Below are 24,557 nucleotides of genomic sequence, written 5' to 3'. Positions count from 1 at the left end.
CCCTTTTTCTTAAACTGTGTTATCATAAACGGAGATTCTTAAAATTAATTATATTTTAAGATAATCTTCTTTGGATAACATCCAATCATTATTATACCATGAATACCTGATTCTTTTGTACTCTTATCCACTAAAGCTTTTTTTGGTATATATTTACAGAAAACTTAACCCCCTTCTGTACTTTTATATAATAATAAATAAAAAGGAGATTTTTATGAAAACAAGACAGGAAATTAAAATGATTTCCAAAAAGCAATTTTCTAATACTTATTGGATTTCCGTTGGTGCAACTGTTCTCGCTCTGTTAATTATTTCTGTTGCCTCTTATGTTCTTTCCTTCCTTATTCTACCTATTTACTTACTCGTAACACTGCCCATGGTGGTAGGTCTTAACTACTTCTCGTTAAGCATTTACCGAGGCGAAACCCCTACCATTGAAACCATGTTCACCTCTGGCTTTAGCAATTACGGACGAAAACTTGGGGGAATGCTTTGGATGACCCTCTTTACTATTCTATGGACCTTGCTTTTTATTATCCCCGGTATTATTAAAGCCTTTGCCTATTCCATGACGCCTTATATTTTGGCGGATCACCCCAATGTCAACCCCCAGGAAGCTCTAAAAATTTCAATGCGGATGACTGAAGGTTATAAAGGGGATATCTTTGTGATGTACCTTAGTTTTATCGGATGGTTGTTGCTCAGCGGCATTACTTTCGGGCTGGTTGGGATCTTTTTATTCCAACCCTTATATGTACATCTCTTTAGCTGGCCTTTATGAAGAAATAAAAGACCATGCCTTGGAAACCGGTACTGTTCATGCCACAGAATTAGCTTAGTCAAAATTAAGAAAAAAAAAAGCCTTACGCCGAAACATTGAGTTTTTGTGTGAGGTTTTTCTATACACAGAAATTTTTTTTAAACCAACGGTCTATTTATTTTTATAAATTAAAATACCAGATTCCTTTATCAATCACCCGAGCCGGGATTCCCACCGCTGTGGATTCATGGGTTGTATCCTTTAATACCACTGCATTGGCCCCAACTTTTGTTCCGGGAGCTATGTAAATATTCCCTAATATTTTTGCCCCGGACCCAACAACCACGCAATTTCCAAGGGTGGGATGGCGCTTGCCTTTATCTTTTCCGGTTCCCCCCAGGGTCACACCCTGATAAAGGGTTACATTATCTCCGATAATGGTTGTTTCACCAATCACCACACCCATGCCATGATCGATGAAAAGATTTTCACCAATTTGCGCTCCGGGATGGATCTCAATGCCGGTTTTTCTCCTTGCTCTCTGGGAGACCCAGCGGGCAGCAAAAAAATGTCCTTTTTCATAAAGCCTATGTGACTTTCGATAACTTTTTAAAGCTTTAATATGAGGGTATAAAAAATAAACCTCAATGGCAGATCTCGCTGCCGGATCTTTACGCATGGTCACTTTAATATCTTTCATTATTGCTTTAAAACCTGAAAACATATGCTTAACTCCTTTAATTCCAAGTATTCCACCTGGAATTAATTAAATTATAATTTGGTCGCTATTTTTTGTCAATAGATTTTACATAAAAACCCTTTATTTTTAGGAAGATTCATGCTTTAATAGTAACTACTAAAGCATGAATAGTGAAAAGAAACAAGAAATTTGGAGGTACCTTATGAACGAAGAATTAAAAGAAATACTAAAGGCCAAGAAAGGCTTTCTCTGCGACATGGATGGTGTGATCTACCACGGCAACCGTCTTCTACCCGGTGTATCGGAATTTGTAAACTGGCTATATGCCGAAGATAAAAATTTCCTATTCTTAACCAACTCCAGTGAACGCTCCCCGATTGAATTAAAAGAAAAGCTAAACCGACTTGGTTTGGAAATTGATGAAAGTCATTTTTATACCAGTGCTTTGGCAACCGCTAAATTTATAAAAGATCAGGCCCCGGGATGTTCCGCCTATGTTATTGGAGAACCGGGACTGATTAATGCTCTTTATGATGCAGAAATCAGCATGAACGATGTCAATCCCGATTATGTGATCATCGGTGAAACCCGTAATTATAATTATAACAATATTCTCAGGGCAGTGAGACTTATCCAAAAAGGTGCGAAGCTCATCGGTACCAACCCTGATTTAACGAGCCCTACCGAGAAAGGCATTATTCCCGCCTGCCGTGCTTTTGTGGCTCCCATTGAGCTTGTCACAGGTAAAGCTGCCTATTATGTGGGAAAGCCAAACCCCTTGATGATGCGTACCGGCATTAAACGTTTAGGTGTTCACAGTGAGGATGCTGCTATTATTGGAGATCGGATGGACACGGACATTATTGCCGGAATTGAATCAGGACTGACAACACTTTTGGTTCTCAGTGGGGTTTCCACCCTTGAGACTGTGGATGATTTTCCTTATCGTCCCGATCATATTTTAACCGGAATTGATGAAATTGTTGCCGGTCTCGGGTTGAAATAATTTTTTTATAAATAAAATTCATAAAAAAGGTCAAATTTCCATGCTGAGGTGGCTCAGATGAAAATTCGACCTTTTTTTGTCAAACACTATTTTTTTAAAATCTCAATTAATTGATCGATGGTGCTTTGAATATTGATACCGGTAAGAAAGGCGTGGCCATTTATGATGGGAATATCTGATTCTCCCTCTAGCTGGCAGGTACAGACAATCGCGTCCGGATGAAGTTCCTTTGATTTTTTAAAAGCCTCCGAGACTCTTGCCTTAACTGTTCTGCATTCAATCCCATACTCTCTGGCAATTGTTTCAATCTTTTTTGCCACGACAGTTGAGGTTGCCAATGCTGTCCCACACGCAACTAAAACAAGTTTCATTGATTTTCCTCCCTCTTTCAGGTTGTTCAATCCGCTATTCTTGAATAATTTTTCTAAATCTTTTTATATTTTCTTTCATATCGCCTTTAAAAAGGCAGGAACCCGAAACAAAAATATTAGCTCCGGCATCGGCTATTTCTTTAAGGTTTTTAAAATTCACGCCACCATCAATCTCCAGGTCAATGGGACGATTATTGATCATTTTCCGACAGGCTTTTATTTTTTCGGTGGTTTTTTGGATATAACTTTGTCCCCCAAAGCCCGGGTAGACAGACATTAACAGGATCATGCTCACCTGATCAAGATAAGGTTCCAGTAATGTGACTGGTGTATCTGGTGATAAAACAAGTCCGGGCTTCACACCTTTTGCCACAATGGCATCAATACAAGCCTGAATATCCCCCTGGGATTCTACATGAACGGTAATGATATCCGCACCGGAATCGGCAAATTGATTAATGTACTTCAGTGGTTCACTGATCATTAAATGAACGTCAAATAGCAGAGTTGTGGTTTTTCGAAGCTGTGCGACCTGATCTGGACCCATGGTAATGTTTGGTACAAAGTGTCCATCCATAATATCCAGATGAAGAAGGTCTGCACCACTTTCCTCAACTTTTTTTAAATCTCTTTCAAGATTGGCAAAGTCTGCACTGAGCATGGATGGTGCTATTTTAAAATTCATGAATTCTTCTCTTTCTCGTTCATCATTAATTTTTTATTAACGCTTAAATATATTGAGTAATTAGATTGTATACGGTTTTGGAATTCTCAGCATCTTTTATTTCTTGTAAAACCTTTTCATCTTGGATGATGGTAACAATAGTTTGCAGCACATTTATTTGTTTTACCGGATTATTAATGGCCAGTAAAAAAATAATTTCTACCGGCACCTCCTCTTTTGGGTTTCCCATTCCTAAAAAAATTATTGGTTTTTCCAGGGTAAGAATTGAGATGCCTTCATTAACCACATAGCCTGCTTCTGTATGAGGAAGTGCAACCCCTACGGATGTGGGTAATCCGGTCGGAAAATTTTTCTCTCGTTCCATAACAGCCCCAACAAAACCGTCACTGACAAAGCCTTGTTCTTTCAGCGGTTTTGCAGCCATTTCTATGGCTTCAAATTGATTTTTTGCAAAATAATTTACTTCTATTCGGTTTTCCTGGATTAATGACTCCATTATTCTTTTTCAGTATCAACCTTGAGGCTTATTTGTTGGTCGTCTTCTTCCTCAAAATCATCCACTACCGTCTCCTTATAAACTTTAGATATTGTTTTAATGGATTCTTCGGGTTTAAGCTTCATAAGTCGAACACCCTGGGTATTACGCCCTACCGCTGTAATATCATTGCCTGAAAGCCTGATTACAACACCCTGGTTATTAATCATCATAATTTCACCATCACGACTAATCACACAGAAACCAACCAACTTTCCGGTTTTCTTGGTAACCTTATAGGTCTGAACACCTTTTCCGCCACGCTTTTGTGAGCGATATAAATCCGAAGCGCTAAGTTTTCCATAGCCGTTTTCACTGACACAAAGAACAAATAGCTCTTTTTTTACAATATCCATTCCCACAACAACATCATCTTTTCGAAGATCAATACCCCGTACTCCAATGGAGGTACGACTGATGGATCTCACTTCTTCTGAATTAAAACGAATGGCATAACCACTTTGAGTTCCCATAACAATTTCTTCATCCTCAACAACCAGGCGAACATTAATGAGCTCATCTTCTTCTCTGAGATTAATGGCGATAATGCCATTTTTTCGTGATGTATCATATTCTGTTAAATTTGTTTTTTTAATGATTCCCTGTTTGGTTGCCATAATCAAATATTTATCTTCGGTAAATTCTTTGACTGGAATCATGGTTGCAATTTGTTCCCCGGCTTCCAATGGAAGGAGGTTAACAATAGCAGTGCCACGGGCGGTACGTCCGCCTTCCGGTATCTCAAAAGCTTTTAAACGATAGACTTTGCCAAGATTGGTAAAGAACATCAGATAGTGATGGGTAGTGGTGGTAAAGAGATGTTCCACAAAATCATTTTCCCGGGTACTCAGGGCGGTAATCCCCTTGCCGCCGCGTTTTTGTGAACGATAATTGTCTGCGGTGATCCGTTTTACATAACCGATATGGGTCATCGTAATAACGACTTCTTCTTCTTCAATAAGATCTTCAATTTCAAAGTCTTCCACATCAATATCAAAAGCAGTTCGGCGTTTATCAGCAAATTTCTCTTTAATTTCCAATAATTCTTCTTTGATAATATTTAAAACTAACTGTTCATCCGCTAGAATGGCTTTTAATTTGCCAATGGTCACCAGTAGTTCTCGATATTCTTCTTCGATTTTTTCCCGTTCAAGACCGGTTAAGCGTTGGAGACGCATATCCAAAATGGCCTGGGCCTGGATGTCGGATAACATAAAACGTTCAATTAGTTTTACTTTTGCTATTTTTCCATCAGCTGCAGCGCGGATGATTTTAATAACCTCATCAATATGATCCAGTGCAATTTTTAAGCCTTCTAAAATATGAGCTCTGGCTTCCGCCTTTTTTAAATCGAAAATGGTTCTTCTGGTGATAATTTCTTTTTGATGCTCAATGTAGTAGAATAACATTTCTTTTAAATTAAGAACCTTGGGTTCATTCTTAACCAATGCCAGCATAATAATTCCAAAGGTGTCCTGTAATTGGGTATGCTTGTACAATTGATTGATAATAATGGTTTCATTGGCATCCCTTTTTAAATCAATGACAATGGAAATCCCTTTTTTAAGATCAGTTTCATCCCTTAAGTCTGAAATGCCCTCAACCTTTTTTTCCTTGACAAGATCTGCAATTTTTTCGACTAATTTGGCTTTATTAACCATGTAAGGAATTTCGGTAATAATGATTTGTTTTTTTCCTTTTTTGGTTGTTGTAAATTCGACTTTTCCTCGAACCTTTACCCTGCCCCGGCCGGTGCGATAAGCACTTTTAATGCCTGATTTTCCCAGAATAATCCCTGATGTTGGAAAATCAGGGCCTTTGACATGCTTCATGAGCTCATCAATGGTAATTTCCGGATCATCTATAAAAGCCACGGTTCCGTCAATAATTTCGCCCAGGTTATGCGGTGGAATATTCGTTGCCATTCCCACCGCAATTCCTGAAGAACCATTGACTAAAAGGTTGGGGTATTTTGCCGGTAATACCGTTGGTTCCGATTCTGACTCATCAAAGTTTGGGATAAAATTAACGGTTTCTTTATTAATGTCCCGAAGTAATTCCATGGCAATTTTACCCATTTTTGCTTCGGTATAACGCATAGCCGCCGGACTGTCCCCATCAATGGAACCAAAGTTTCCCTGACCATTGACGGTGAGGTATCGGGTTGACCAGGGCTGAGCCATACGTACCATGGCTTCGTAAACAGCGGTGTCACCATGAGGATGATACTTACCTAAAACATCCCCGACAATACGAGCCGATTTACGAAAGGATTTTTCTGGTGACAATCCTAACTCACTCATGGCATACAATATTCGGCGATGCACCGGTTTTAAACCATCTCTGACATCCGGTAAAGCACGTCCGATAATAACGCTCATGGCATAGTCAATATAGGAATTTTTCATTTCTTCTTCTATGTTAACGTGTTTTATTCGATCAAATTCAATTAATTCTTCCATTTATTTTTTTACTCCCTTATGACTAAATGTCCAGATTCTTAACTTTCCTGGCGTTACGTTCGATGAATTCCTTTCGTGGCTGAACCTTGTCACCCATAAGAATGGTAAATATTTCATCAGCATAGGAGGCTTCTTCAATATTAACCTGAAGAAGGGTCCGCACACTGGGATCCATGGTGGTTTCCCACAGTTGGTGAGCATCCATTTCTCCAAGACCTTTGTAACGCTGGAGGCTGACTCTGGAGCGATCTTCCACTTCTGCTAATTTCTTTTCGAGACCGCGATCGGTATAGGCATAATCAACATGTTTTCCCCGGGTTATTTTATAAAGGGGTGGCTGGGCGATATACACATATCCGGCTTCTATCAGCCCTGGCATATAGCGGTAAAAGAAGGTTAACAGCAGGGTTCTGATATGGGCCCCATCCACATCCGCATCTGTCATCATAATAATTTTATGATACCGGGCTTTTTCAACATTAAAATCTTCTCCAACCCCGGTACCAAAGGCGATAATCATGGATTTTAACGAATCGGTGGTTAAAATTCGATCCAATCTTGCTTTTTCGACATTTAAGATTTTACCACGCAGCGGTAAAATCGCCTGGGTTTTAGAATCTCGGCCGGATTTGGCAGAGCCACCAGCCGAGTCCCCTTCGACAATGTAGAGCTCGGATAAAGCAGGATCTTTTTCACGGCAATCGGCTAACTTACCAGGCAGGGCGGTGGAATCCAAAGCACTTTTTCTTCTGGTAAACTCACGGGCTTTTTTTGCCGCCTCTCTGGCTCTGGCTGCGGATAATGTTTTTTCGATAATACTTTTGGCAATTCCCGGGTTTTCTTCCATCAGGGCTGACAGCTGATCTCCCACAATGGTTTCAACAATCCCTTTGACTTCAGTATTTCCCAATTTTGATTTTGTTTGTCCTTCAAATTGCGGATCCAGCAGTTTGATGCTGACAATGGCTGTTAGACCTTCTCTGGCATCTTCACCTGTAAGATTCTTATCGTTGCCTTTTAAAAACCCGTTTTTTCGGGCATAGCTGTTAACACTCCTTGTTAAGGCACTTTTAAACCCATTAAGATGGGTTCCCCCTTCCGGGGTATTAATATTATTGGCATAGGAAAAAATATTTTCGGAATAACCAGTAGTGTATTGAAAAGCAATTTCAATGGCATAATCATTTTGCTCTTTTTCAAAGTAAGAAATTTTATCATACAATGGATCTTTATTGCGATTCATATATTCCACATAAGAATGAATCCCACCTGAATAGCAATAGGTTTCTTTTCTTTTCGGATCATCTTTTTCATTTATAAGTTTTATGGAAAGTCCCTTATTTAAAAAGGCCAGTTCTCTCAGCCGATGCTCTAAAATATCAAAATCAAATTCAGTTTCTTCGAAAATATCTTTATCCGGTTTAAAATAAATGGTGGTTCCGGTTCGGTTGGTGGTTCCGGTAACCGTAAGATCACCAATGGGTTTTCCTTTTTCAAAGGTTTGAAAAAATATCTGACCTTTTTGTTTGACCTCAACGGTGAGCTTTTCAGATAAAGCATTAACAACTGAAACGCCAACACCATGGAGACCTCCGGAAACTTTATAGCCTCCGCCCCCAAATTTACCGCCGGCATGGAGCACTGTCAGTGCCAGTTCGACACCGGTTTTTCCCTGGGCATGATTCATTCCGGTTGGAATTCCACGGCCATCATCCACAACCGTAATGGAATCATCATCATGGATGGTAACCGTAATATTTTTGCAAAAGCCTGCAAGTGCCTCATCGATACTATTGTCGACAACCTCATAAACTAAATGATGCAGCCCCCGTAATCCGGTGTTTCCGATATACATTCCAGGTCTTTTTTGAACAGCCTCCAGGCCCTCAAGGACCTGGATCTGATCTGCGGTATATATATCTGTATTCTTTTCTGACATTTGTTTCCTCCTAATTTTCATGGTTTTCTGATGTGATTTTATTTACCTTTCCCTGCTGAATATGAATGACATTTTTTTTAAAAGGCATTTCATCCCTCTGTCTTATCACATCTTCGGTACAGGTAATAAAGGCCTGGGTTTTATTTAAAAGTTTAATAATACTTTGACGCCTGCTTTCATCAAGTTCTGAAAAAATATCATCTAAAAGCACCACCGGATATTCTCCGGTGTTTTCATAGTATATCTCTATTTGGGATAATTTAAGTGAAATAGCCGCCGAACGTTGTTGACCCTGTGATCCATAACGTCTGGCATCTTTCCCGTTAATTTCAATAAGGATATCATCCACATGAGGTCCGTATATGGTGGACCCTCTGTTAATTTCTTCTTCCCGGCACCCTTCCAGGCGTTGTTTGAAAATATTTTTAAGTCTCGCTGCATCTTCGAGTGAGTCAATAATATTATTTTGATAATATAGCGTCAGGTTTTCATTTCCCTGACTCAAGATTTTATGAATAACACCGGCCTCCTTATTTAAACGATGTAAATAACGAATCCGATGGTTCATCAGTCGCGTGCCAATGCTGACGAGCTGTTCATCCCAAACACTGAGAGTTTCTCTGAGACTGGGCTGATAGTGAATATTTTTTAGCAGTGTATTTCTTTGATTTAAGACCTTCTCATAATCGCGAAGCAGATAATGATATTCCGGTCGAAATCCGGAAATTTCCTGATTTAAAAAACGCCGCCGTTTATCAGGCCCTTCTTTGACAATTTTCAAGTCTTCCGGTTCAAAAAGAATGGTATTGAAAACCCCATTAATTCTGTCTCTTTTCCCTGTTTTGTCATCCAAAAGGATTTGGCGTTTTCCTTGATTGCTTTTCATTGTTATTTTGTGTTTTACGCCAGCACTTACCACATGGGCATTAATAAAAAAGTCATCCTGTTCCCATTGGGCAAGTTCTGACAGATTCGAAGCACGATGACTATAACCACGGGACAAAAAAAACATGGCTTCAATCAGGTTTGTTTTTCCCTGGGCATTTTCACCGACAACAACATTTATGCCTTTTTTAAAATTAATCACTTCATGTTCGTAATTTCGGAAATGAATCAATTGTAAATCTTCTATGAACATTAGGAGCGCGGCCCTTTTACCTCCAGGGTTTCGCAATCCTTAATTTCAATGATATCACCATTTCTTATTTTTTTACCTCTTTGTTTGCACAACTCTCCATTTAAACGAACCAATCCATCGGCTATCATAAATTTTGCATCACTGCCATTTTGGACAATTCCAGCAAATTTAATGAGTTGATCCATTTTTATATACTCCGTTGTAATTTCAATAATTTGCATGTTTTACCTCACTCATTATATTTTTCACAAAAATGAAAGAGAACGTCATAAATTCCCTTTATTTCAGCCAAAATTGATTAAATTTTCATATTATAAAGATTTAACTAAGACATTATAACATAAAATAAAAAACATAGTCTGAAAAACCAGTCATTTAACGCAAATAAACCCCTGCTTTTTCAAACTATATCATTCTACTCTTTTAGTTTTCTTCCGCAACTCGAACCGGTAAAATAAGGTAAATAAAATCATTCCCTTCAGCAGGAAGGAGAACTCCCGGTCCAACAGATGTGGTCATATCCATAATAAATTCTTCGCCATCAATTACCCGCAAGGCATCAATTAAAAATTTTGAGTTAAAAGCAATTTTTAATGACTCCCCACTGTTTACAATCGGTATGATTTCAAAAACATCCCCAATATCTGCATTTGAAGTTAAAATTAATTGATCCTGATTAAAATCCATTTTAATGAGATTATTTTTACCTTCTCTGGCCAGCAGTGCTGCCCGTTCGCTGCTTTCCAAAAGCAAGCGACGATTGACACGAACCTGAGTTGTTTTTTCAACTGGAATAATCTGTTTATAATTAATAAACTCACCTTCAAGTAGCCTTGAAGTAAACTGAGTATTGTCAATTTGAAAAAATATTTGATTTTTTGAAAACTTTACAATCACTTCCCCTGTATAGTTTGATAAAACCTTATTAATTTCAGATAAGGATTTAGAAGGAATAATCACACTGAGATCTTCTTCCAGACTTTCCTTTATTTTTCCTGATCGTAAGGCAAGACGATAACCATCTAAAGCAATAAGATTAATATCATTACCTTGCAACTCTATTTTAACCCCGGTCAGTACCGGAATATTTTCATTGGTAGCAACAGAAAATAATGTTCCTTTGATCAATTCTCTTAAAACTGATGATTCAATGGAAAAAATATGATCTTCAATTATTTCAGGAAAATCCGGAAATTCATCGGTTGCCAAACCTTTTAAGGTAAAGTTTGATAAAAGACATTCAATCTTCATTTGGTTATGGTCATCACTTTCAAAAAAAACATCAGAACCTGACATCTTTCGAATGAGTTCACCGGTAATGGTAGAAGAAAGGACGATCGCACCTTCTTGTTCCACTTCAGCAGGGATAATAACTTCTACTCCTATTTCTAAATCCGTGCTTCTTAGTAATAAGTTTTTATCTTGAACACTAAAAAGGATGCCTTCAAGAATCGGGAGAGTTGTTTTTGAAGATACTGCCTTTTGGGCTATATTTAAAGCCCCCATTAAACTTTCTTTTGAACAATTAAATTTCATAAGGATACCTCTATTTATAAATTTTGGAACACCCCTTTAGTTATAATACTATATATAATTAATAGTAATAATAGTAGTAGGGGGTGTGGATAGTGTGGATAACCTGTCAAAGCTCTTCAGTCAATCAAAAATCTTAATTTTCACAAGGGGATAAGCTGTGGATAAACAGTCAATAATAATGGTAAGGACTGTTGATGGATTGTTGATGATTTATTCCCCTTGGATTTCTCTTTCTATCCTGAGTATGAGGTTTTTAAAGTCAGTATTATTTTCCATTTCTTCAGTGATTTTCTGACAGCCATGAATGACAGTCGAGTGATCTCTGCCACCAAACTCATCACCAATACGAGGAAGAGAAAGATCGGTAATGTCTCTTGTAATATACATGGCGACTTGCCTGGGCAGGGAAATGGCCCGGGTTCTTTTTTTAGAATTCATGTCTTCAACGGTAATATTAAAGTATTTTGCTGTGACTTCCTTAATATATTCGCTGGTAATAATAATATCTTCTTTTTTTCTGAAGATATCCTTAAGGGCGTTTTTAGCAGATTCTATATTAATAGGGGCATTATGAAGTTTTGAATAGGCAAAAACCGTTGTTAATGCGCCTTCAAGCTCCCGGATATTTGAATGAATGCTATCTGCAATAAAACTTAAAACCTCATTAGGAATTTCATCACTGAAGGATTCAGCTTTTTTTCGGATAATGGCAATTCGTGTTTCAAAATTAGGTGCATAAATATCTGTAATAAGGCCACTTTCAAAACGTGAACGAAGACGTTCCTCAAGGGTTTGTATTTCTCTTGGTGGCCGATCGCTGCTGATGACGATTTGTTTGTTTTCCTGGTGAAGGGTGTTAAAGGTATGAAAGAATTCTTCCTGAGTTCCTTCTTTTTTGGCTAAAAACTGAATGTCATCAATTAACAGAATATCAGCATTACGATATTTATTTCTAAAGGCAATATTCGTCTTATTTTGAATGGCATCAATGAATTCATTGGTGAATTTTTCACAGGAAACATAAATAACTTTTTTTTGTGGCGCATAGGACAAAATATAATGCCCGATTGCCTGCATCAGATGGGTTTTGCCTAAACCAACACCGCCATAAATAAATAAGGGGTTATATCTTTCTGAAGGTGCTTCAGAAACAGCCACACAGGCGGCATGAGCAAAACGGTTATTTTCACCGATGACAAAACTTTCAAACGTGTACTTCGGGTTCATGGAAGTACTGCGATTCATTGAGGTATCATCTTCTCGGGAAGTGACTGTTATGGGGTTTGTTAAATTGGTATTGGGAATCATTGCATCTTTTTCTTTCAATACAATCTTAACCTGTCCTACTTTGCCCGTTACTTCGGCCAGGGCATTAGTAATGAGCGGAATGTGACGGCTTTCTAAGATGCCTTTTTCAAATTCATTTTCAGTTAAAAAATAATAGGTGTTATTAATGTAGTTAATGGGTTTGATTTTTAAAAACCAGGTATTAAAGCTTGTCGAGCTAATGTCAGGTTTAATAATTTCCAGGGCTGAATCCCATATTTTTTTAAAAGAAGTGTCCATTAAATTGAACCTCCGTTTTCCTAAATTTAAGAATATCTCTGTGGATAAATAGCTAATTTATGCACAGAATATCTATTTTAATGTGAATAGGTAAATAAATCAAGCGAATAATTGGAATAACTGTTGATAAATAAAAAAAGTTGTCCATATGGAAAACCCGGCAATGATGAGAATATTAAGAAAACAACACAAGTTATCCCCAACTTATCAACAAAAAACGTTATTCTGTGGACAAACTTATGTAATATCAACTTTTATCCACAATTCAGTGTTACCAGTATAACAAATTGTGGATGAGCATTCAATCAAAAATAGAATAAACCTTTAAATTGGGAAATTCCATTAGTATTTTAAAGAATTAATAATATATCTTGACAGAAAATAGGCAAGATTATATAATTCTAGGGTAAAAGTATTATAAACTTATAAACAAATGAAGATAAAATGTAAGTCAGGGGGTGTCGAATTGAAAAGAACTTATCAACCAAAAGTAAGACAACGTAAAAGAGAGCATGGTTTTAGAAAAAGAATGTTCACTAAAAGCGGTCGACTTATTTTAAAGAAAAGAAGACAAAAAGGAAGAGAAAAATTATCAGCATAGTCCTTTCCAGACCGTTTTTTAATAAGCGGTCTTTTGTTTAAAAAAAAAAGGAGAATTCCTTTGGTGAAAATAAATTCCCTAAAGAAACAAAATGACTTTAACCGGGTTTTTAAAACAGGGGAAGTATTTGGAAATAAAACTTTCGTGATGTATTATCTGAAAAATATGATGGAAACCAACCGACTGGGAATTGTGGTCAGTAAAAAGATTTCTAAAAAAGCGGTTGTCAGAAACAAAATCAAACGAAGAATTAAAGAGGCCTATCGACTTAATGAAGATTCTTTTTTATTAGGTTACGATTTCGTTATTATCGCTAAAGGATCAAGTGAGAAAGAAAAATACAGTCATTTGGAAAAATCATTAAAACATTTGTTTTATAAGAAAAATCTCATGAGGCGATGAAATGTTAAAAAAGCTTCTAATAACAATAATCCGGGGGTATCAAAAATTTCTATCCCCCTTTTTAGGAAATAATTGTCGTTTTAATCCGACTTGCTCAGAATATTTTATTTTAGCCGTTGAAAAATACGGTGTTTTCAAGGGAATCTACTTGGGTGGAAAACGTATTGTCAAATGCCATCCCTTTAATCCCGGGGGATATGATCCCCTTCCCTAATGCCATGCATCCAGGGAAAACTACTTTAAGGAGTTAATGAATGGATTTTCTATACCAGAGTTTTGGTTGGGTCCTTTTACAGATTTATGATATTATTGGACATTATGGCTGGTCAATTATTATATTTACATTGTTGGTCAAGGTAATACTGCTTCCACTTAATATTAAGCAAACTAAATCCATGAAGGACATGCAACGTCTACAGCCTGAAATTAAAAAAATAAGTAAAAAGTATAAGAATAATAAGGAAAAATTAAACGAAGAAACCCTGAAGCTGTATAAAACATTTAAGGTAAACCCAGCAGGTGGTTGTTTACCCTTATTATTACAATTCCCGATTTTAATCGGTCTTTATGGAACACTGAGATCACCTGAAACTTGGGTATTTCCCCATGGTATTATCAACTCCATTGATATGTCCTTTTTATGGATTCCCAATCTTGGGGCTCCGGATCCACTTTACATATTACCAATACTAGCAGCAGTATTCACTTTTATTACCCAAAAGTTTACGATGTCCGCTACCACCATGAATCCGGATGATCCCAATGCAAAAACCCAGAAAATCATGCTGTATGCAATGCCGATCATGATTGGTTATATCTCTATATCCATGCCGGCTGGGGTTGCTTTATACTGGGTTGTCCAGAACATATTTACCTTTTTCCAACAATTTTTCATGTTGCGAATGCCGGAACCTGATTTTTCAATTGAAGAAGCAGAACGTCGAGTGGCTGAAGCAGAAAAGGAAAAACGCGAAGAACTGGCAGAAAAACGAGCTGCTCACAATCCAAATGCAAAAAAGTCAAATGTAAAAGATCAGGACAGCGAACATAAAAAACCTTTGACGCGGCCTGCTTCAGGTAAAAAAGTTCAAAGTAAAAAAAAGTATAATCAAATGCCGGTAGAACAGCGTAAGATGCCAATAACAGAGATTCCGGAAAGAAATCCTTCACAGGAAGCTGATTATCAAAAAGCCAAGAGACGTTACGAAAACAAGTAAATAGAACCCAGAATACTTTTAAGCTAAGGAGAGGGATAATGAATAAGACAGTAACAGGTACCGGTAAAACCGTTGAAGATGCCATTAACAAAGGCTTACAGCAATTGGGTGTTACCAAAGATCAGGTTGAGACAAATATCATTCAAGTACCAGATAGTGGTTTAATGAAACTTTTCGGGAAAAAGGAGGCCATTGTAGAAGTGACCCTTCTTAATGATCCTGTCCAGAAGGCCACTGATTTTTTAACTCAAGTGTTTGAAGCCATGAAAATCCCCTGTTCCTTCAAGACGCGTCTTGAAGACAATGTCTTATTCATTGACATTGAAGGAAATGACATGGGAATTCTCATCGGTCGTCGAGGACAAACCTTAGATTCTATTCAGTACCTTGTGAGTCTTGTGATTAATCGCCATAGCGAGGATTATGTCCGTGTTGTTCTTGATACCGAGGATTATCGGGCTAAAAGAGAAAAAACCTTAGAAGAACTGGCAGAAAAAATGGCCGAAAAAGCCATCCACTACCAAAAGAAAATGATACTCGAGCCCATGAATCCGTCAGAAAGACGTATTATTCATGCAAAACTCCAAAATCATGATAAGATATATACATTTAGTGAAGGGGAAGAGCCCTATCGTCGTGTGGCCATTCAACTTAAAGACAAAAACTAAACATCATTTAAAAGCACTAACGATGAAAAGTTAGTGCTTTTTTTAGTTTTAAAAAATTACTTACTTGTCAGAGTGCTTAAATTATACTATTATGAGTGATTAGAAAAGAATTAATAAGTCAGGAGAACAATGTGGAAGTCTTATTGCTTAATGACGATACCATTGCTGCTGTGGCCACCGGTTTAGGTGGGGCAGGCATTGGCATCATAAGAATCAGTGGAAAAGACGCGGTTGATATTGGTAATGCGCTTTTTGTAAATCCTAAAGAAAAAACGCTGTCGGAAGCATTAAGTCATCAGCTTTTATATGGAAGAATTATCGATCCCGGCACAAAAAAAGAAGTCGATGAGGTTTTGATTTCTAAAATGAAGGCTCCCCACTCGTATACTGCGGAGGATGTGGTCGAAATAAATTGTCACGGCGGGATTGTACCCCTTCGTAAAATACTAAGTCTTGTCATTAAGGCTGGTGCACGCTTAGCGGAGCCGGGAGAATTTACGAAGCGGGCCTTTTTAAATGGACGTTTAGATTTAACCCAGGCCGAATCCGTCATGGATATTATTAACGCCAAAACTGAAAAAAGTTTGGAATACTCGGTTGCCCAGCTGAAAGGACGTTTGTCACAAAAACTTGAAGAGTTGGATCGTGCTCTTGTTGGAATTCTGGCCCATATGGAAGTGAATATTGATTATCCTGAATACGACATTGAAGAAATCAGCTATGAATTCGTTAATAAAGAGATTCATAAACTCATGAAAATCATTGAAGGTCTTCTTTTAGTTGCCCAAGCAGGAAAGATCTATCGTGAAGGGATTACCACTGCCATTCTGGGAGAACCCAATGTCGGGAAATCATCCCTATTGAACACCCTACTCATGGAAGACAAGGCCATTGTAACAGAAATACCCGGGACAACACGGGATACCATTGAAGAATATATTAACATACAAGGCATTCCTTTTAAAATTATTGATACTGCCGGGATTCGGGAAACGGATAATCTGATTGAAAAAATTGGGGTCGAAAAATCAAAAAAACTGCTAAGTCAAACCAATTTGGTTATTTTTATGCGGGATATTTCTCAAGCGGTATCTCCGGGAGAGAAAGAGTTACTGGAACTCTTAAAAAACAGAAAGACCATTTATATTGCCAACAAAACAGACGCTCTTAAAAAAGAAGATTGCAAAATTCCAGAGCCCTGGATTCCCATGTCTTTACTTAAAGAGCAGGGGATAGAGGTGCTTAAAAATAAAATGGTTAATATGGTTTACGATGGAACGGTTAACCAGGATGCCGATTATCTTATTACGAACACCAGACATATTCAATTATTAGAAAAGACCAAAACCAGCTTAGAAAATGCAATGGTTACAATGAAAACTAAAATGCCAATTGAACTGGTGTCCATTGATATTATGGATGCCCTGGAGTCCCTTCGAGGCATTACCGGAAAAGCGGTTGGCATCGATATTATTAATCAAATTTTTAAAAATTTTTGTATTGGAAAGTAGAGGAGAAAAAATGACATACCTTGGAGGAGAATACGATATAATCGTAATCGGAGCCGGACATGCAGGATCAGAAGCGGCACTTGCCAGCGCCCGACTTGGATGTAAAACCCTTCTTTTAACCCTGAATTTGGATTCAGTGGCGATGATGCCTTGTAATCCATCCATTGGCGGCACCGGAAAAGGACACCTTGTCCGTGAAATTGATGCTCTTGGCGGAGAAATGGGAAAAAACATTGATGCCACCATGATTCAATCCAAAATGCTAAACACCGGAAAAGGACCGGCAGTCCACTCATTGAGAGCCCAGGCAGATAAAAAAGCCTATCAGTTTCGAATGAAAGAAGTGATTGAAAATCAGGAAAACTTACTGTTAAAACAGCAGGAAGCCACCGAAATTTTAGTGGAAAAGGGTGAAATTATTGGGGTTAAGGTTCATACCGGGGCAGTTTACACTTGTAAAGCGGCCATTATCTGCAGTGGAACCTACTTAAAAGGCCGGATCTTTATTGGCGATATCCAATATGACAGTGGTCCCAGCGGTTTATTTCCGGCCATGGCCCTATCGGATAGTTTAGAAAAAAATGGTATTGAGCTCCAGCGCTTTAAAACAGGCACTCCCGCTCGCGTTGATGCCAAAACCCTGGACTATTCAAAAATGGTCATTCAATTGGGAGACGATCATATTGTGCCTTTTTCATTTGAAACAGATCACATTGATATGGAACAGGTCCCTTGTTATTTAACCTATACCAATCCGGAAACACATCGAATTATTAATGAAAACATGAAACGTTCGCCTTTATATACAGGAGATGTTGTCGGGGTTGGTCCGCGGTATTGTCCTTCCATAGAAACAAAAGTCCTTCGTTTTAAAGACAAAGAAAGGCATCAGATTTTTATTGAACCAGAAGGACTAACCACCAATGAGGCTTATATTCAGGGAATGTCATCCTGTTTACCGGAAGATGTTCAAATTGCTTTATACCGAACCGTTCCAGGTATGGAAAAGGTCGAGTTTATGCGCTCGGCTTATGCTATTGAATATGATTGCATCCATCCAACCCGATTAAAACCTTCGCTGGAATCCAAGGATATTAAAGGGCTTTTCTTTGGCGGTCAGATTAATGGAACCTCCGGCTATGAGGAAGCGGCTGCCCAGGGATTGGTCGCAGGTATTAACGCCGCTCAATATTTCAAGAACGAACAACCTTTTGTTATTGATCGCTCGGAAGCTTACATCGGGGTTCTGATCGATGATATTATAACCAAAGGGATTGATGAACCCTATCGGATGATGACATCCCGGTCTGAATACCGATTATTACTTCGTCAGGATAATGCTGATCTCAGGCTGACCCCGATGGGATACACCATTGGTTTAATCAGTGACCGGCGTTACGAAAAGTTTTTAGAAAAAAAAGCAGCCATTGCAAATGAAATAAGTCGTATTGCACAAGTGATTGTCAAGCCAACGGATGAAAACAATGCCCGGTTAGATCTTCTCAAAAGTTCAAACATAAAAAATGGGGTGTCATTGACTGAATTAATCCGTCGGCCGGAAATAAAATACCTGCAAACCAGAACCTTTGATCCGGAACGTCCGCTTCTTCACTGGAGTGTTATCGAACAGGTTGAAGTACAGATCAAATATGAGGGATATATTAAGAAGCAGTTACTTCAAGTCGAACAGTTTAAAAAATTGGAAAACAAATACATTCCAAAAGGTCTTGATTTCAGGACAATCAGCGGACTTCGGATTGAGGCCATTGAAAAGCTTCACGAGATTAAACCGCAGTCCATTGGCCAGGCTTCTCGTATTTCAGGCGTATCACCGGCAGATTTATCGGTTTTATTAGTTGCACTTGAACAACGAAGGCGAAACCAGGACACATACAAGGGAGAAAATAAAAATGATTAACAAAGTTGAAAAACTCATAAAAGCAGGGGCTGAACTTGAGATCAGCATTAGCAACACTCAAGGTGAGAAGCTAATCACGTATATGGAAAAGATATTAGAAATAAATAAACAAATTAACCTGACCCGGATCACAGAAGAAGATGAATTTATTAAACTCCATCTCCTTGATTCGTTAACGCTATTAAAATATATTGACAATCCAACCGCTTCCATATTAGATGTTGGTACGGGAGGCGGTTTTCCCGGAATTCCCCTTGCCATTATGATGGCAGATGCCACCGTAACTTTAATGGATTCAACAAAGAAAAAACTCATGGTGGTGGAAAATATTGCAAAAGAGTTAGACATCAACAATATAAAAATCCTTCATGGCCGTGCTGAAGAATTAGGTCAAGATCGAAAATACAGGGAAAGCTATGACGTTGTTACATCTCGGGCAGTTGCGAATTTAACACTTCTGTCAGAATATTGCTTACCACTGACAAAAATAGGCGGAAAGTTTTTACCGATGAAAGGGCGCGAATACCAAAACGAAATCAAAGAAGCGGAAAAACCAATTGAGGTTCTAGGCGGGAAAATTACGAATGTCGAAGAATGTTTAATACTGGAAAGTGATTGGGTTCATGTTATAATAGTCATTGAAAAAATAAGAAAAACCCCTCGCATTTTACCAAGAACAAACGGGAAAATAAAAAGCGATAAGTTCCCGCTGTTATTGAAGTAACAAGAAGAGTTAAAGGGTTTTGTGATAAAATCTTATCGAGGTTGCAACATGTTTCACGTGAAACAACTATGGAAATTAATAACTTATATAGATGAAAAAAATCGAGAGTCATGTCAGGTTAAAAGATTAATGGTTGATAATCAAACATCCAGACTGGTTCATATCTGCAAAAGAGTGATGTTTCACGTGAAACATCACTAAAAAAATATTTGGATTCGTTAAACTGGGATTAATATAAAATCAAGAAATAAGGAGTTGTGGCATGACAAAAATTGTGGCAGTATTCAATCAAAAAGGCGGGGTTGGTAAAACAACTACGGCTATTAATTTAACCACTGCCCTTAGCATGGAAGGATACCGAGTGCTTGTTGTCGATATTGATCCCCAGGGAAACACCAGCAGTGGATTTGGCATTGATAAATATAAACTTGAAAAAAGTGTTTATGATGCCATTATTAATGGCGATAGTTTAAAAGAAATTATCTTAACAACCACCTTTGAGAACCTCCACGTCCTTCCTTCCCACCCGGATCTGGCAGGAGCAGAAATTGAATTAGCTAATTTGCCCCAGCGGGAGCTCCGGCTAAAAAATATCGTAAAAGACGTTGAGAAATATTACGATTTTATTTTCATTGATTGTCCGCCGTCGCTCGGGTTATTAACGATTAATGCATTAGCAATTGCAAACACGGTTTTAATCCCAATTCAATGTGAATTTTATGCTCTTGAAGGCGTAGGCCAGCTGATGAATACCATTAGTTTGGTAAAACAGGGCCTCAACCCTGAGTTGGAAATTGAAGGTGTGGTAATGACGATGTTTGATAGCCGCACTAATCTTTCAAATCAAGTCGTTGACGAGGTTGTGGATTTTTTCAAAGAAAAGGTTTATGAAACAATGATTCCGAGAAATATAAGATTGGCAGAAGCTCCAAGTTATGGACACACTATTTTTGAGTATGCAAACGCATCAAAAGGATCAAAAGCATATCTTGCCCTGGCAAAAGAGTTTATCCAGAGACAGGAGTAAATATGGGAAAAAATACAGGGTTGGGAAAAGGTCTCAGAGCACTGATTCCAAATGAGGTAATTCTATCTGCTGAAGGTGAGGATCTGGAGGTTGATATTGAAAAATTAGTATTCTATGTAAAAACAAGCAACATCCGCCCAAATCCTGAACAGCCCCGAAAGAACTTTGATCGTGGAAAACTGGAGGAGTTAGGGGCTTCCATTAAGGAACATGGGATAATTCAGCCTTTAGTTGTAAAACCTGATGGCAAAGGTTATACTATTATCGCCGGGGAAAGACGCTGGCGCGCAGCCAATATCGTGGGGCTGAAAGAAGTTCCTGTGATTGTGCGAGATCTTCCGGCGGAAAAAGTTTTGGAAATTGCAATAATAGAAAACGTCCAAAGAGAGAATCTCAATAGTATTGAAGAAGCCCTTGCCTATGAAGGTTTAATGGGAAGATTTAATCTTACCCAGGGGGAGATTGGTATCCGCATCGGAAAAAGCCGTGCTGCGGTGGCAAATACATTGAGACTATTAAAACTGCCGGATTCAGTTCGAGATGATGTTGCCCGGGGAAAAATTAGTTCCGGTCATGCCAGAGCCATTCTTTGTTTGGAAGAGACGGAAAAAATGGAGGCCTTTTCTAAAGAAATTATTGAAAAAGGATTTAGCGTTCGAGAAACCGAAAAGCGTATTAAAAAACTTCAATTAGAAGGAATCGTTGCACCACTGCAAAAGAAAAAAATCGATACGACTGCGTATGTTTTGGAAATAAAAGATGGTTTGGAAAAAAGATTTGCTACAAAGGTTAATTTTAGTAGCCATGGGAAAAGTGGGAAAATAGAACTGTCTTATTTTTCACTGGAAGAGCTCGATCGAATTTTAGCGCTGTTAGGATATGAAAAAAAGGAATAGGAACAATTGACTGAACATTCGGTGTTTTTATAATATGAAATGGAGATAACTTATGAATCAAATAAAAAGAAAACGACGACTGACTGCCATTGAAACAGCAGTTCTCGGCAACATAGTGTATTTAATTATTGTTATAATTTTTAAGAGTACTTTCGATTTCATTGGTAGAACCAGTGGATTCAACTATCTATATAATGGAATTGAACTGGGGGTCATTGCATTGTTTTGGATAATTATATTTGGACGTAACTTTAAAAACATTTATGCAGGAGAGAAACCACAAACTTTCAAATACATTTTCTTCATGCTTTTTCCTATAGTGATTTTAACAGGGGCCTTAACCTTAGTTTCATTGCTTTGGCCAGGCCAAGACACCAATAGTATTTGGAACCAATTTGCTTTTTTAGCAGCCCCAACGATTTTTTGGTATTTGCCCTATGGACTTATTTATCAATTAATGGGAAGTTATGTTTCAATCTTTATATTTTTCGGGATCGCATTAGGTGTGACTGTTCTATTTCAAATTATCGGGATTGTAATAGGTCGACGTATGGGTCGTAAATATCAGGAAGAAACCCTGGTAGAAGCAGCGGGAGAGAAACGCGTTGTTCCGAGATTTCAAAAAGTGAGAAAAAAATGGGACGGAAAAGGAAAAAAACCTCAAAAAGTCAGCATTGGTATGGAACGGCTTTCTGAAGAAGTGATCAGCGAAGGTTTCAGACCTGAGGAACAGGAACCTGTGACGATGACAGAAGTGAAAATTGCTGATACAGCGCCACAGGAAGAGTCAGTGCTATCAAAAGTATTTGATGAAGAAAGTGTGAGTCCGGAAGCAATAAAAAGCGAGTCGGTTTCCATCAAAGAAACAGTTACTCAAAAAAATGAATCGGAAAGCGTTGAAATTATCGCTACTAAGAAAACAATTATTGAAAATCAGTCAATGCCGGAAGCCATTGAGAGTCCTGTTGTTAACGAAAAAACTGAGGCAGTTATTACGTTGGAAAAAACCCTTTCAGAAGAATGGAAGCAAACGCATACTGAGGATCCGGAAAAAACAGGGAAAAAGCAGAATAAACATAAAGAAACAGAAGATAAATCCTTTCTTAAAGAAACCAGTCAAATTCGAATTATCAATGAAGATGATATTGAAGAATATTACAGGAATAAAAAATGAGTTTGACAACAGTAGACTTTATTTGTATCCTGGTCTGTATTGTTTCAGGACTCATTGGATATCGGCGAGGTGCAATAAAAACCCTAATTAGTTTCGGGGGATTTATTGCATCTTTTGCCATTGCGTGGATTTTTTCATCCATGCTGGCAGATTGGCTTATAAGCCTGGGTGTGTTTAACGGATTAGTGAATATGGTTAACATAGAAGCAGTGGCTCAATCGATTGTAAATGGGGTTGGCCAACAAGGTGTTTTCGCCAGTGGTTCAGTGGGAGAAGCCATTCTCACAGGAGGCCAAAATATTACAACCGAAAGTGTCAGTATGATCACCCAGGCTCTGACCTGGGGGATTGCCTATATTGTCAGCTTTGTGATTTTATTATTAGTAAGCGGCATTGCTTTTGGAATCCTCCAAGCGATTTTTAGTGGCGTATCTCAAATACCGATTATTGGTGGCATAAATCGACTCTTGGGAGGAGCTATGGGGTTTATTCTGGGTCTCGGTTTATGTGTCATTGTAATTTGGATTTTAACTGCACTTAACACCTTTACCGGTGGTGCGGCAAATCTTCCTAACTTTGAAGGAAGTGCCATTTCTCAAGTGGTAACCCCTTGGGTGACGAATTTAATCGTATTAAATTAGGGAGCTTTTATGGATAGTTTATGGAACGGTTTTAAAGAGCTGATCTTTCAAAAGGATGGTTCAAATCTTTTTGAAAAGATACTACTTTCAGTCGTGGTATTGGTGACAGTCGCCATTTGCCTGAATGTTTTTTACAAAATCATCGATGGTATTTTTAATGACGATAAACCAGGGATTGAGGTCCGAGAGGCCAGACGACTGGTGACGCTGAACAATGTGGTTAAAACCTTTGCCAGAGCTTCTGTTTGGATCGTGGCCATTATCATGATTCTAGGTCAGTATATGGACGTCGGGTCGTTGCTGGCAGTCGCCGGTATCGGAACCGTTGCCATTGGTTTTGGTGCCAGGGGAATTGTGGAAGATGTGATGAGTGGTTTTGTGATTATCTTCGAAAACCAGTTTTGTGTTGGAGATTATATTACGATTGATGAAAAACATTACGGTATTGTAGAATCGATTGGAATTCGAACTACAACCATACGGGAATTTACCGGAGGACTGTTTATTATTCATAATGGAAAAATTGATCGGCTGGTCAATTTTTCCAAAGGACATATTAAAGCGGTGGTTGAGGTTGGGGTTTCCAATAAAGAAAATATAAACAATGTTATTGATATTATTAACGCAGTTTGCAGTGAGGTTTTTGAAAGTCATGAAGACCTCTTTAAGACCTGTCCTGAAGTTGTTGGGGTTACCCAAATGGACACAAACGGAATGATCATTCGCGTTATCTCGGATGAGGATGCATCTGCCAAGGCTAAAGCTGAAATCATTCTTCGCCAGAAGATCAAAGAAGCTTTTGATCTTCACGGCATTGAAATTCCCAGCACTGTAGTATAGCTTTTTACATAGGAATTCGAGGAGAGTAGTATGGAAATTAAAGAGTACACCTTAGGTGATCGTGTTGAAATGAAAAAAAAACATCCTTGTGGCTCTTTCGAATGGGAAATCATACGGCTGGGGGCAGATATTAAAATTAAGTGTTGTGGCTGTGGACATATTGTTATGTTGCAACGCTCCAAGTTTAATAAGCAAATTAAAAAAGTGCTCCAAGACGAAGTTAAAGGCTAATAATGGGTT

The 24,557-nt window shown here is 38.2% G+C and carries 26 protein-coding genes; 16 read left to right on the top strand and 10 right to left on the bottom strand.

Annotation, left to right across the window (positions count from 1 at the left end; all coding sequences use genetic code 11):
- Positions 1–214: 214 nt before the first annotated feature.
- A complete protein-coding gene (locus VIK44_RS04480) occupies positions 215–781 on the top strand; it encodes a DUF975 family protein (protein WP_331552645.1) in 567 nt (188 codons plus the stop codon).
- A gap of 160 nt (positions 782–941) precedes the next feature.
- Here VIK44_RS04480 and epsC read toward each other — a convergent pair whose 3' ends face one another.
- On the bottom strand, positions 942–1,484 hold the full coding sequence (gene epsC, locus VIK44_RS04475; protein ID WP_331552644.1) for a serine O-acetyltransferase EpsC: 543 nt from the start codon (positions 1,482–1,484) through the stop codon (positions 942–944).
- A gap of 178 nt (positions 1,485–1,662) precedes the next feature.
- On the opposite strand from epsC, the gene VIK44_RS04470 reads away from it, so the two are divergent.
- A complete protein-coding gene (locus tag VIK44_RS04470) occupies positions 1,663–2,466 on the top strand; it encodes an HAD-IIA family hydrolase (protein WP_331552643.1) in 804 nt (267 codons plus the stop codon).
- Positions 2,467–2,552: 86 nt separating this feature from the next.
- Here VIK44_RS04470 and VIK44_RS04465 read toward each other — a convergent pair whose 3' ends face one another.
- From VIK44_RS04465 to dnaA, 9 genes are all read right to left on the bottom strand, one after another.
- Positions 2,553–2,837, bottom strand: coding sequence for a PTS sugar transporter subunit IIB (locus VIK44_RS04465; RefSeq protein ID WP_331552642.1), 285 nt, complete (start codon positions 2,835–2,837; stop codon positions 2,553–2,555).
- Positions 2,838–2,871: 34 nt separating this feature from the next.
- A complete protein-coding gene (gene rpe / locus VIK44_RS04460) occupies positions 2,872–3,522 on the bottom strand; it encodes a ribulose-phosphate 3-epimerase (protein WP_331552641.1) in 651 nt (216 codons plus the stop codon).
- A gap of 43 nt (positions 3,523–3,565) precedes the next feature.
- Entirely contained in the window at positions 3,566–4,018 is a 453-nt protein-coding gene (locus tag VIK44_RS04455) for a PTS sugar transporter subunit IIA (RefSeq protein ID WP_331552640.1), read from the bottom strand.
- Positions 4,018–6,519: a DNA gyrase subunit A gene (gene gyrA, locus VIK44_RS04450; RefSeq protein WP_331552639.1), complete on the bottom strand. Its 2,502-nt coding sequence runs from the start codon at positions 6,517–6,519 to the stop codon at positions 4,018–4,020. Before gyrA ends, VIK44_RS04455 begins: the two co-directional genes overlap by 1 nt.
- A gap of 22 nt (positions 6,520–6,541) precedes the next feature.
- Positions 6,542–8,458 carry a DNA topoisomerase (ATP-hydrolyzing) subunit B gene (gene gyrB, locus VIK44_RS04445; protein WP_331552638.1) on the bottom strand — a complete coding sequence of 639 codons (1,917 nt, stop codon included), beginning with the start codon at positions 8,456–8,458 and terminating at the stop codon, positions 6,542–6,544.
- A gap of 10 nt (positions 8,459–8,468) precedes the next feature.
- The gene (recF, locus tag VIK44_RS04440; protein ID WP_331552637.1) at positions 8,469–9,596 is read right to left on the bottom strand and encodes a DNA replication/repair protein RecF; all 1,128 of its coding nucleotides are present in this window, start codon (positions 9,594–9,596) and stop codon (positions 8,469–8,471) included.
- Positions 9,596–9,817, bottom strand: coding sequence for an RNA-binding S4 domain-containing protein (locus tag VIK44_RS04435; RefSeq protein WP_331552636.1), 222 nt, complete (start codon positions 9,815–9,817; stop codon positions 9,596–9,598). Before VIK44_RS04435 ends, recF begins: the two co-directional genes overlap by 1 nt.
- Before the next feature lie 202 nt (positions 9,818–10,019).
- On the bottom strand, positions 10,020–11,132 hold the full coding sequence (gene dnaN, locus VIK44_RS04430; RefSeq protein WP_331552635.1) for a DNA polymerase III subunit beta: 1,113 nt from the start codon (positions 11,130–11,132) through the stop codon (positions 10,020–10,022).
- 210 nt (positions 11,133–11,342) lie between these two features.
- Positions 11,343–12,698 (bottom strand): chromosomal replication initiator protein DnaA, encoded by a 1,356-nt coding sequence (gene dnaA / locus VIK44_RS04425; protein WP_331552634.1) that lies wholly within the window; start codon positions 12,696–12,698, stop codon positions 11,343–11,345.
- Positions 12,699–13,164: 466 nt separating this feature from the next.
- Between dnaA and rpmH the strand changes: the two genes are divergently transcribed.
- The 14 genes from rpmH to VIK44_RS04355 all read left to right on the top strand — a co-directional run bounded on the left by rpmH (position 13,165) and on the right by VIK44_RS04355 (position 24,548).
- On the top strand, positions 13,165–13,299 hold the full coding sequence (gene rpmH / locus VIK44_RS04420) for a 50S ribosomal protein L34 (protein WP_050739311.1): 135 nt from the start codon (positions 13,165–13,167) through the stop codon (positions 13,297–13,299).
- Between the two features lie 63 nt (positions 13,300–13,362).
- Positions 13,363–13,701 (top strand): ribonuclease P protein component, encoded by a 339-nt coding sequence (rnpA, locus tag VIK44_RS04415; RefSeq protein WP_331552649.1) that lies wholly within the window; start codon positions 13,363–13,365, stop codon positions 13,699–13,701.
- Position 13,702: 1 nt separating this feature from the next.
- A complete protein-coding gene (yidD, locus tag VIK44_RS04410; RefSeq protein ID WP_331552633.1) occupies positions 13,703–13,915 on the top strand; it encodes a membrane protein insertion efficiency factor YidD in 213 nt (70 codons plus the stop codon).
- Positions 13,916–13,955: 40 nt separating this feature from the next.
- Positions 13,956–14,918 (top strand): YidC/Oxa1 family membrane protein insertase, encoded by a 963-nt coding sequence (locus VIK44_RS04405; RefSeq protein WP_331552632.1) that lies wholly within the window; start codon positions 13,956–13,958, stop codon positions 14,916–14,918.
- Positions 14,919–14,956: 38 nt separating this feature from the next.
- On the top strand, positions 14,957–15,586 hold the full coding sequence (jag, locus tag VIK44_RS04400; protein ID WP_331552631.1) for an RNA-binding cell elongation regulator Jag/EloR: 630 nt from the start codon (positions 14,957–14,959) through the stop codon (positions 15,584–15,586).
- Between the two features lie 131 nt (positions 15,587–15,717).
- Complete coding sequence (mnmE, locus tag VIK44_RS04395) at positions 15,718–17,097, top strand: tRNA uridine-5-carboxymethylaminomethyl(34) synthesis GTPase MnmE (RefSeq protein WP_331552630.1); 1,380 nt, start codon at positions 15,718–15,720, stop codon at positions 17,095–17,097.
- Positions 17,098–17,107: 10 nt separating this feature from the next.
- Positions 17,108–19,015 carry a tRNA uridine-5-carboxymethylaminomethyl(34) synthesis enzyme MnmG gene (gene mnmG / locus VIK44_RS04390; RefSeq protein WP_331552629.1) on the top strand — a complete coding sequence of 636 codons (1,908 nt, stop codon included), beginning with the start codon at positions 17,108–17,110 and terminating at the stop codon, positions 19,013–19,015.
- Positions 19,008–19,739 carry a 16S rRNA (guanine(527)-N(7))-methyltransferase RsmG gene (gene rsmG / locus VIK44_RS04385; RefSeq protein WP_331552628.1) on the top strand — a complete coding sequence of 244 codons (732 nt, stop codon included), beginning with the start codon at positions 19,008–19,010 and terminating at the stop codon, positions 19,737–19,739. The genes mnmG and rsmG overlap by 8 nt, the downstream gene beginning before the upstream one ends.
- A gap of 262 nt (positions 19,740–20,001) precedes the next feature.
- Positions 20,002–20,766: an AAA family ATPase gene (locus VIK44_RS04380; RefSeq protein ID WP_331552627.1), complete on the top strand. Its 765-nt coding sequence runs from the start codon at positions 20,002–20,004 to the stop codon at positions 20,764–20,766.
- Positions 20,767–20,768: 2 nt separating this feature from the next.
- Entirely contained in the window at positions 20,769–21,662 is an 894-nt protein-coding gene (locus VIK44_RS04375; protein WP_331552626.1) for a ParB/RepB/Spo0J family partition protein, read from the top strand.
- 52 nt (positions 21,663–21,714) lie between these two features.
- Positions 21,715–22,836: an ABC transporter permease gene (locus VIK44_RS04370; protein WP_331552625.1), complete on the top strand. Its 1,122-nt coding sequence runs from the start codon at positions 21,715–21,717 to the stop codon at positions 22,834–22,836.
- A complete protein-coding gene (locus VIK44_RS04365) occupies positions 22,833–23,477 on the top strand; it encodes a CvpA family protein (RefSeq protein WP_331552624.1) in 645 nt (214 codons plus the stop codon). Before VIK44_RS04370 ends, VIK44_RS04365 begins: the two co-directional genes overlap by 4 nt.
- Positions 23,478–23,486: 9 nt before the next feature.
- Positions 23,487–24,317 carry a mechanosensitive ion channel family protein gene (locus VIK44_RS04360; RefSeq protein WP_331552623.1) on the top strand — a complete coding sequence of 277 codons (831 nt, stop codon included), beginning with the start codon at positions 23,487–23,489 and terminating at the stop codon, positions 24,315–24,317.
- Between the two features lie 30 nt (positions 24,318–24,347).
- A complete protein-coding gene (locus tag VIK44_RS04355) occupies positions 24,348–24,548 on the top strand; it encodes a DUF951 domain-containing protein (RefSeq protein ID WP_331552622.1) in 201 nt (66 codons plus the stop codon).
- Positions 24,549–24,557: the final 9 nt, after the last annotated feature.

Origin of the sequence: Acetobacterium sp. (genome assembly GCF_036508315.1) — a bacterium.
Taxonomy (GTDB): domain Bacteria; phylum Bacillota; class Clostridia; order Eubacteriales; family Eubacteriaceae; genus Acetobacterium.
This window is presented reverse-complemented; position numbering and strand designations above follow the sequence as displayed.

Excerpts from the sequence above, each read along its gene's own strand:
- VIK44_RS04480 (WP_331552645.1), top strand. The coding sequence starts at position 215 with ATGAAAACAAGACAGGAAATTAAAATGATTTCCAAAAAGCAATTTTCT.
- epsC (WP_331552644.1), bottom strand. The coding sequence starts at position 1,484 with ATGTTTTCAGGTTTTAAAGCAATAATGAAAGATATTAAAGTGACCATG.
- VIK44_RS04470 (WP_331552643.1), top strand. The coding sequence starts at position 1,663 with ATGAACGAAGAATTAAAAGAAATACTAAAGGCCAAGAAAGGCTTTCTC.
- VIK44_RS04465 (WP_331552642.1), bottom strand. The coding sequence starts at position 2,837 with ATGAAACTTGTTTTAGTTGCGTGTGGGACAGCATTGGCAACCTCAACT.
- rpe (WP_331552641.1), bottom strand. The coding sequence starts at position 3,522 with ATGAATTTTAAAATAGCACCATCCATGCTCAGTGCAGACTTTGCCAAT.
- VIK44_RS04455 (WP_331552640.1), bottom strand. The coding sequence starts at position 4,018 with ATGGAGTCATTAATCCAGGAAAACCGAATAGAAGTAAATTATTTTGCA.
- gyrA (WP_331552639.1), bottom strand. The coding sequence starts at position 6,519 with ATGGAAGAATTAATTGAATTTGATCGAATAAAACACGTTAACATAGAA.
- gyrB (WP_331552638.1), bottom strand. The coding sequence starts at position 8,458 with ATGTCAGAAAAGAATACAGATATATATACCGCAGATCAGATCCAGGTC.
- recF (WP_331552637.1), bottom strand. The coding sequence starts at position 9,596 with ATGTTCATAGAAGATTTACAATTGATTCATTTCCGAAATTACGAACAT.
- VIK44_RS04435 (WP_331552636.1), bottom strand. The coding sequence starts at position 9,817 with ATGCAAATTATTGAAATTACAACGGAGTATATAAAAATGGATCAACTC.
- dnaN (WP_331552635.1), bottom strand. The coding sequence starts at position 11,132 with ATGAAATTTAATTGTTCAAAAGAAAGTTTAATGGGGGCTTTAAATATA.
- dnaA (WP_331552634.1), bottom strand. The coding sequence starts at position 12,698 with ATGGACACTTCTTTTAAAAAAATATGGGATTCAGCCCTGGAAATTATT.
- yidD (WP_331552633.1), top strand. The coding sequence starts at position 13,703 with ATGTTAAAAAAGCTTCTAATAACAATAATCCGGGGGTATCAAAAATTT.
- VIK44_RS04405 (WP_331552632.1), top strand. The coding sequence starts at position 13,956 with ATGGATTTTCTATACCAGAGTTTTGGTTGGGTCCTTTTACAGATTTAT.
- jag (WP_331552631.1), top strand. The coding sequence starts at position 14,957 with ATGAATAAGACAGTAACAGGTACCGGTAAAACCGTTGAAGATGCCATT.
- mnmG (WP_331552629.1), top strand. The coding sequence starts at position 17,108 with ATGACATACCTTGGAGGAGAATACGATATAATCGTAATCGGAGCCGGA.
- rsmG (WP_331552628.1), top strand. The coding sequence starts at position 19,008 with ATGATTAACAAAGTTGAAAAACTCATAAAAGCAGGGGCTGAACTTGAG.
- VIK44_RS04380 (WP_331552627.1), top strand. The coding sequence starts at position 20,002 with ATGACAAAAATTGTGGCAGTATTCAATCAAAAAGGCGGGGTTGGTAAA.
- VIK44_RS04375 (WP_331552626.1), top strand. The coding sequence starts at position 20,769 with ATGGGAAAAAATACAGGGTTGGGAAAAGGTCTCAGAGCACTGATTCCA.
- VIK44_RS04370 (WP_331552625.1), top strand. The coding sequence starts at position 21,715 with ATGAATCAAATAAAAAGAAAACGACGACTGACTGCCATTGAAACAGCA.
- VIK44_RS04365 (WP_331552624.1), top strand. The coding sequence starts at position 22,833 with ATGAGTTTGACAACAGTAGACTTTATTTGTATCCTGGTCTGTATTGTT.
- VIK44_RS04360 (WP_331552623.1), top strand. The coding sequence starts at position 23,487 with ATGGATAGTTTATGGAACGGTTTTAAAGAGCTGATCTTTCAAAAGGAT.
- VIK44_RS04355 (WP_331552622.1), top strand. The coding sequence starts at position 24,348 with ATGGAAATTAAAGAGTACACCTTAGGTGATCGTGTTGAAATGAAAAAA.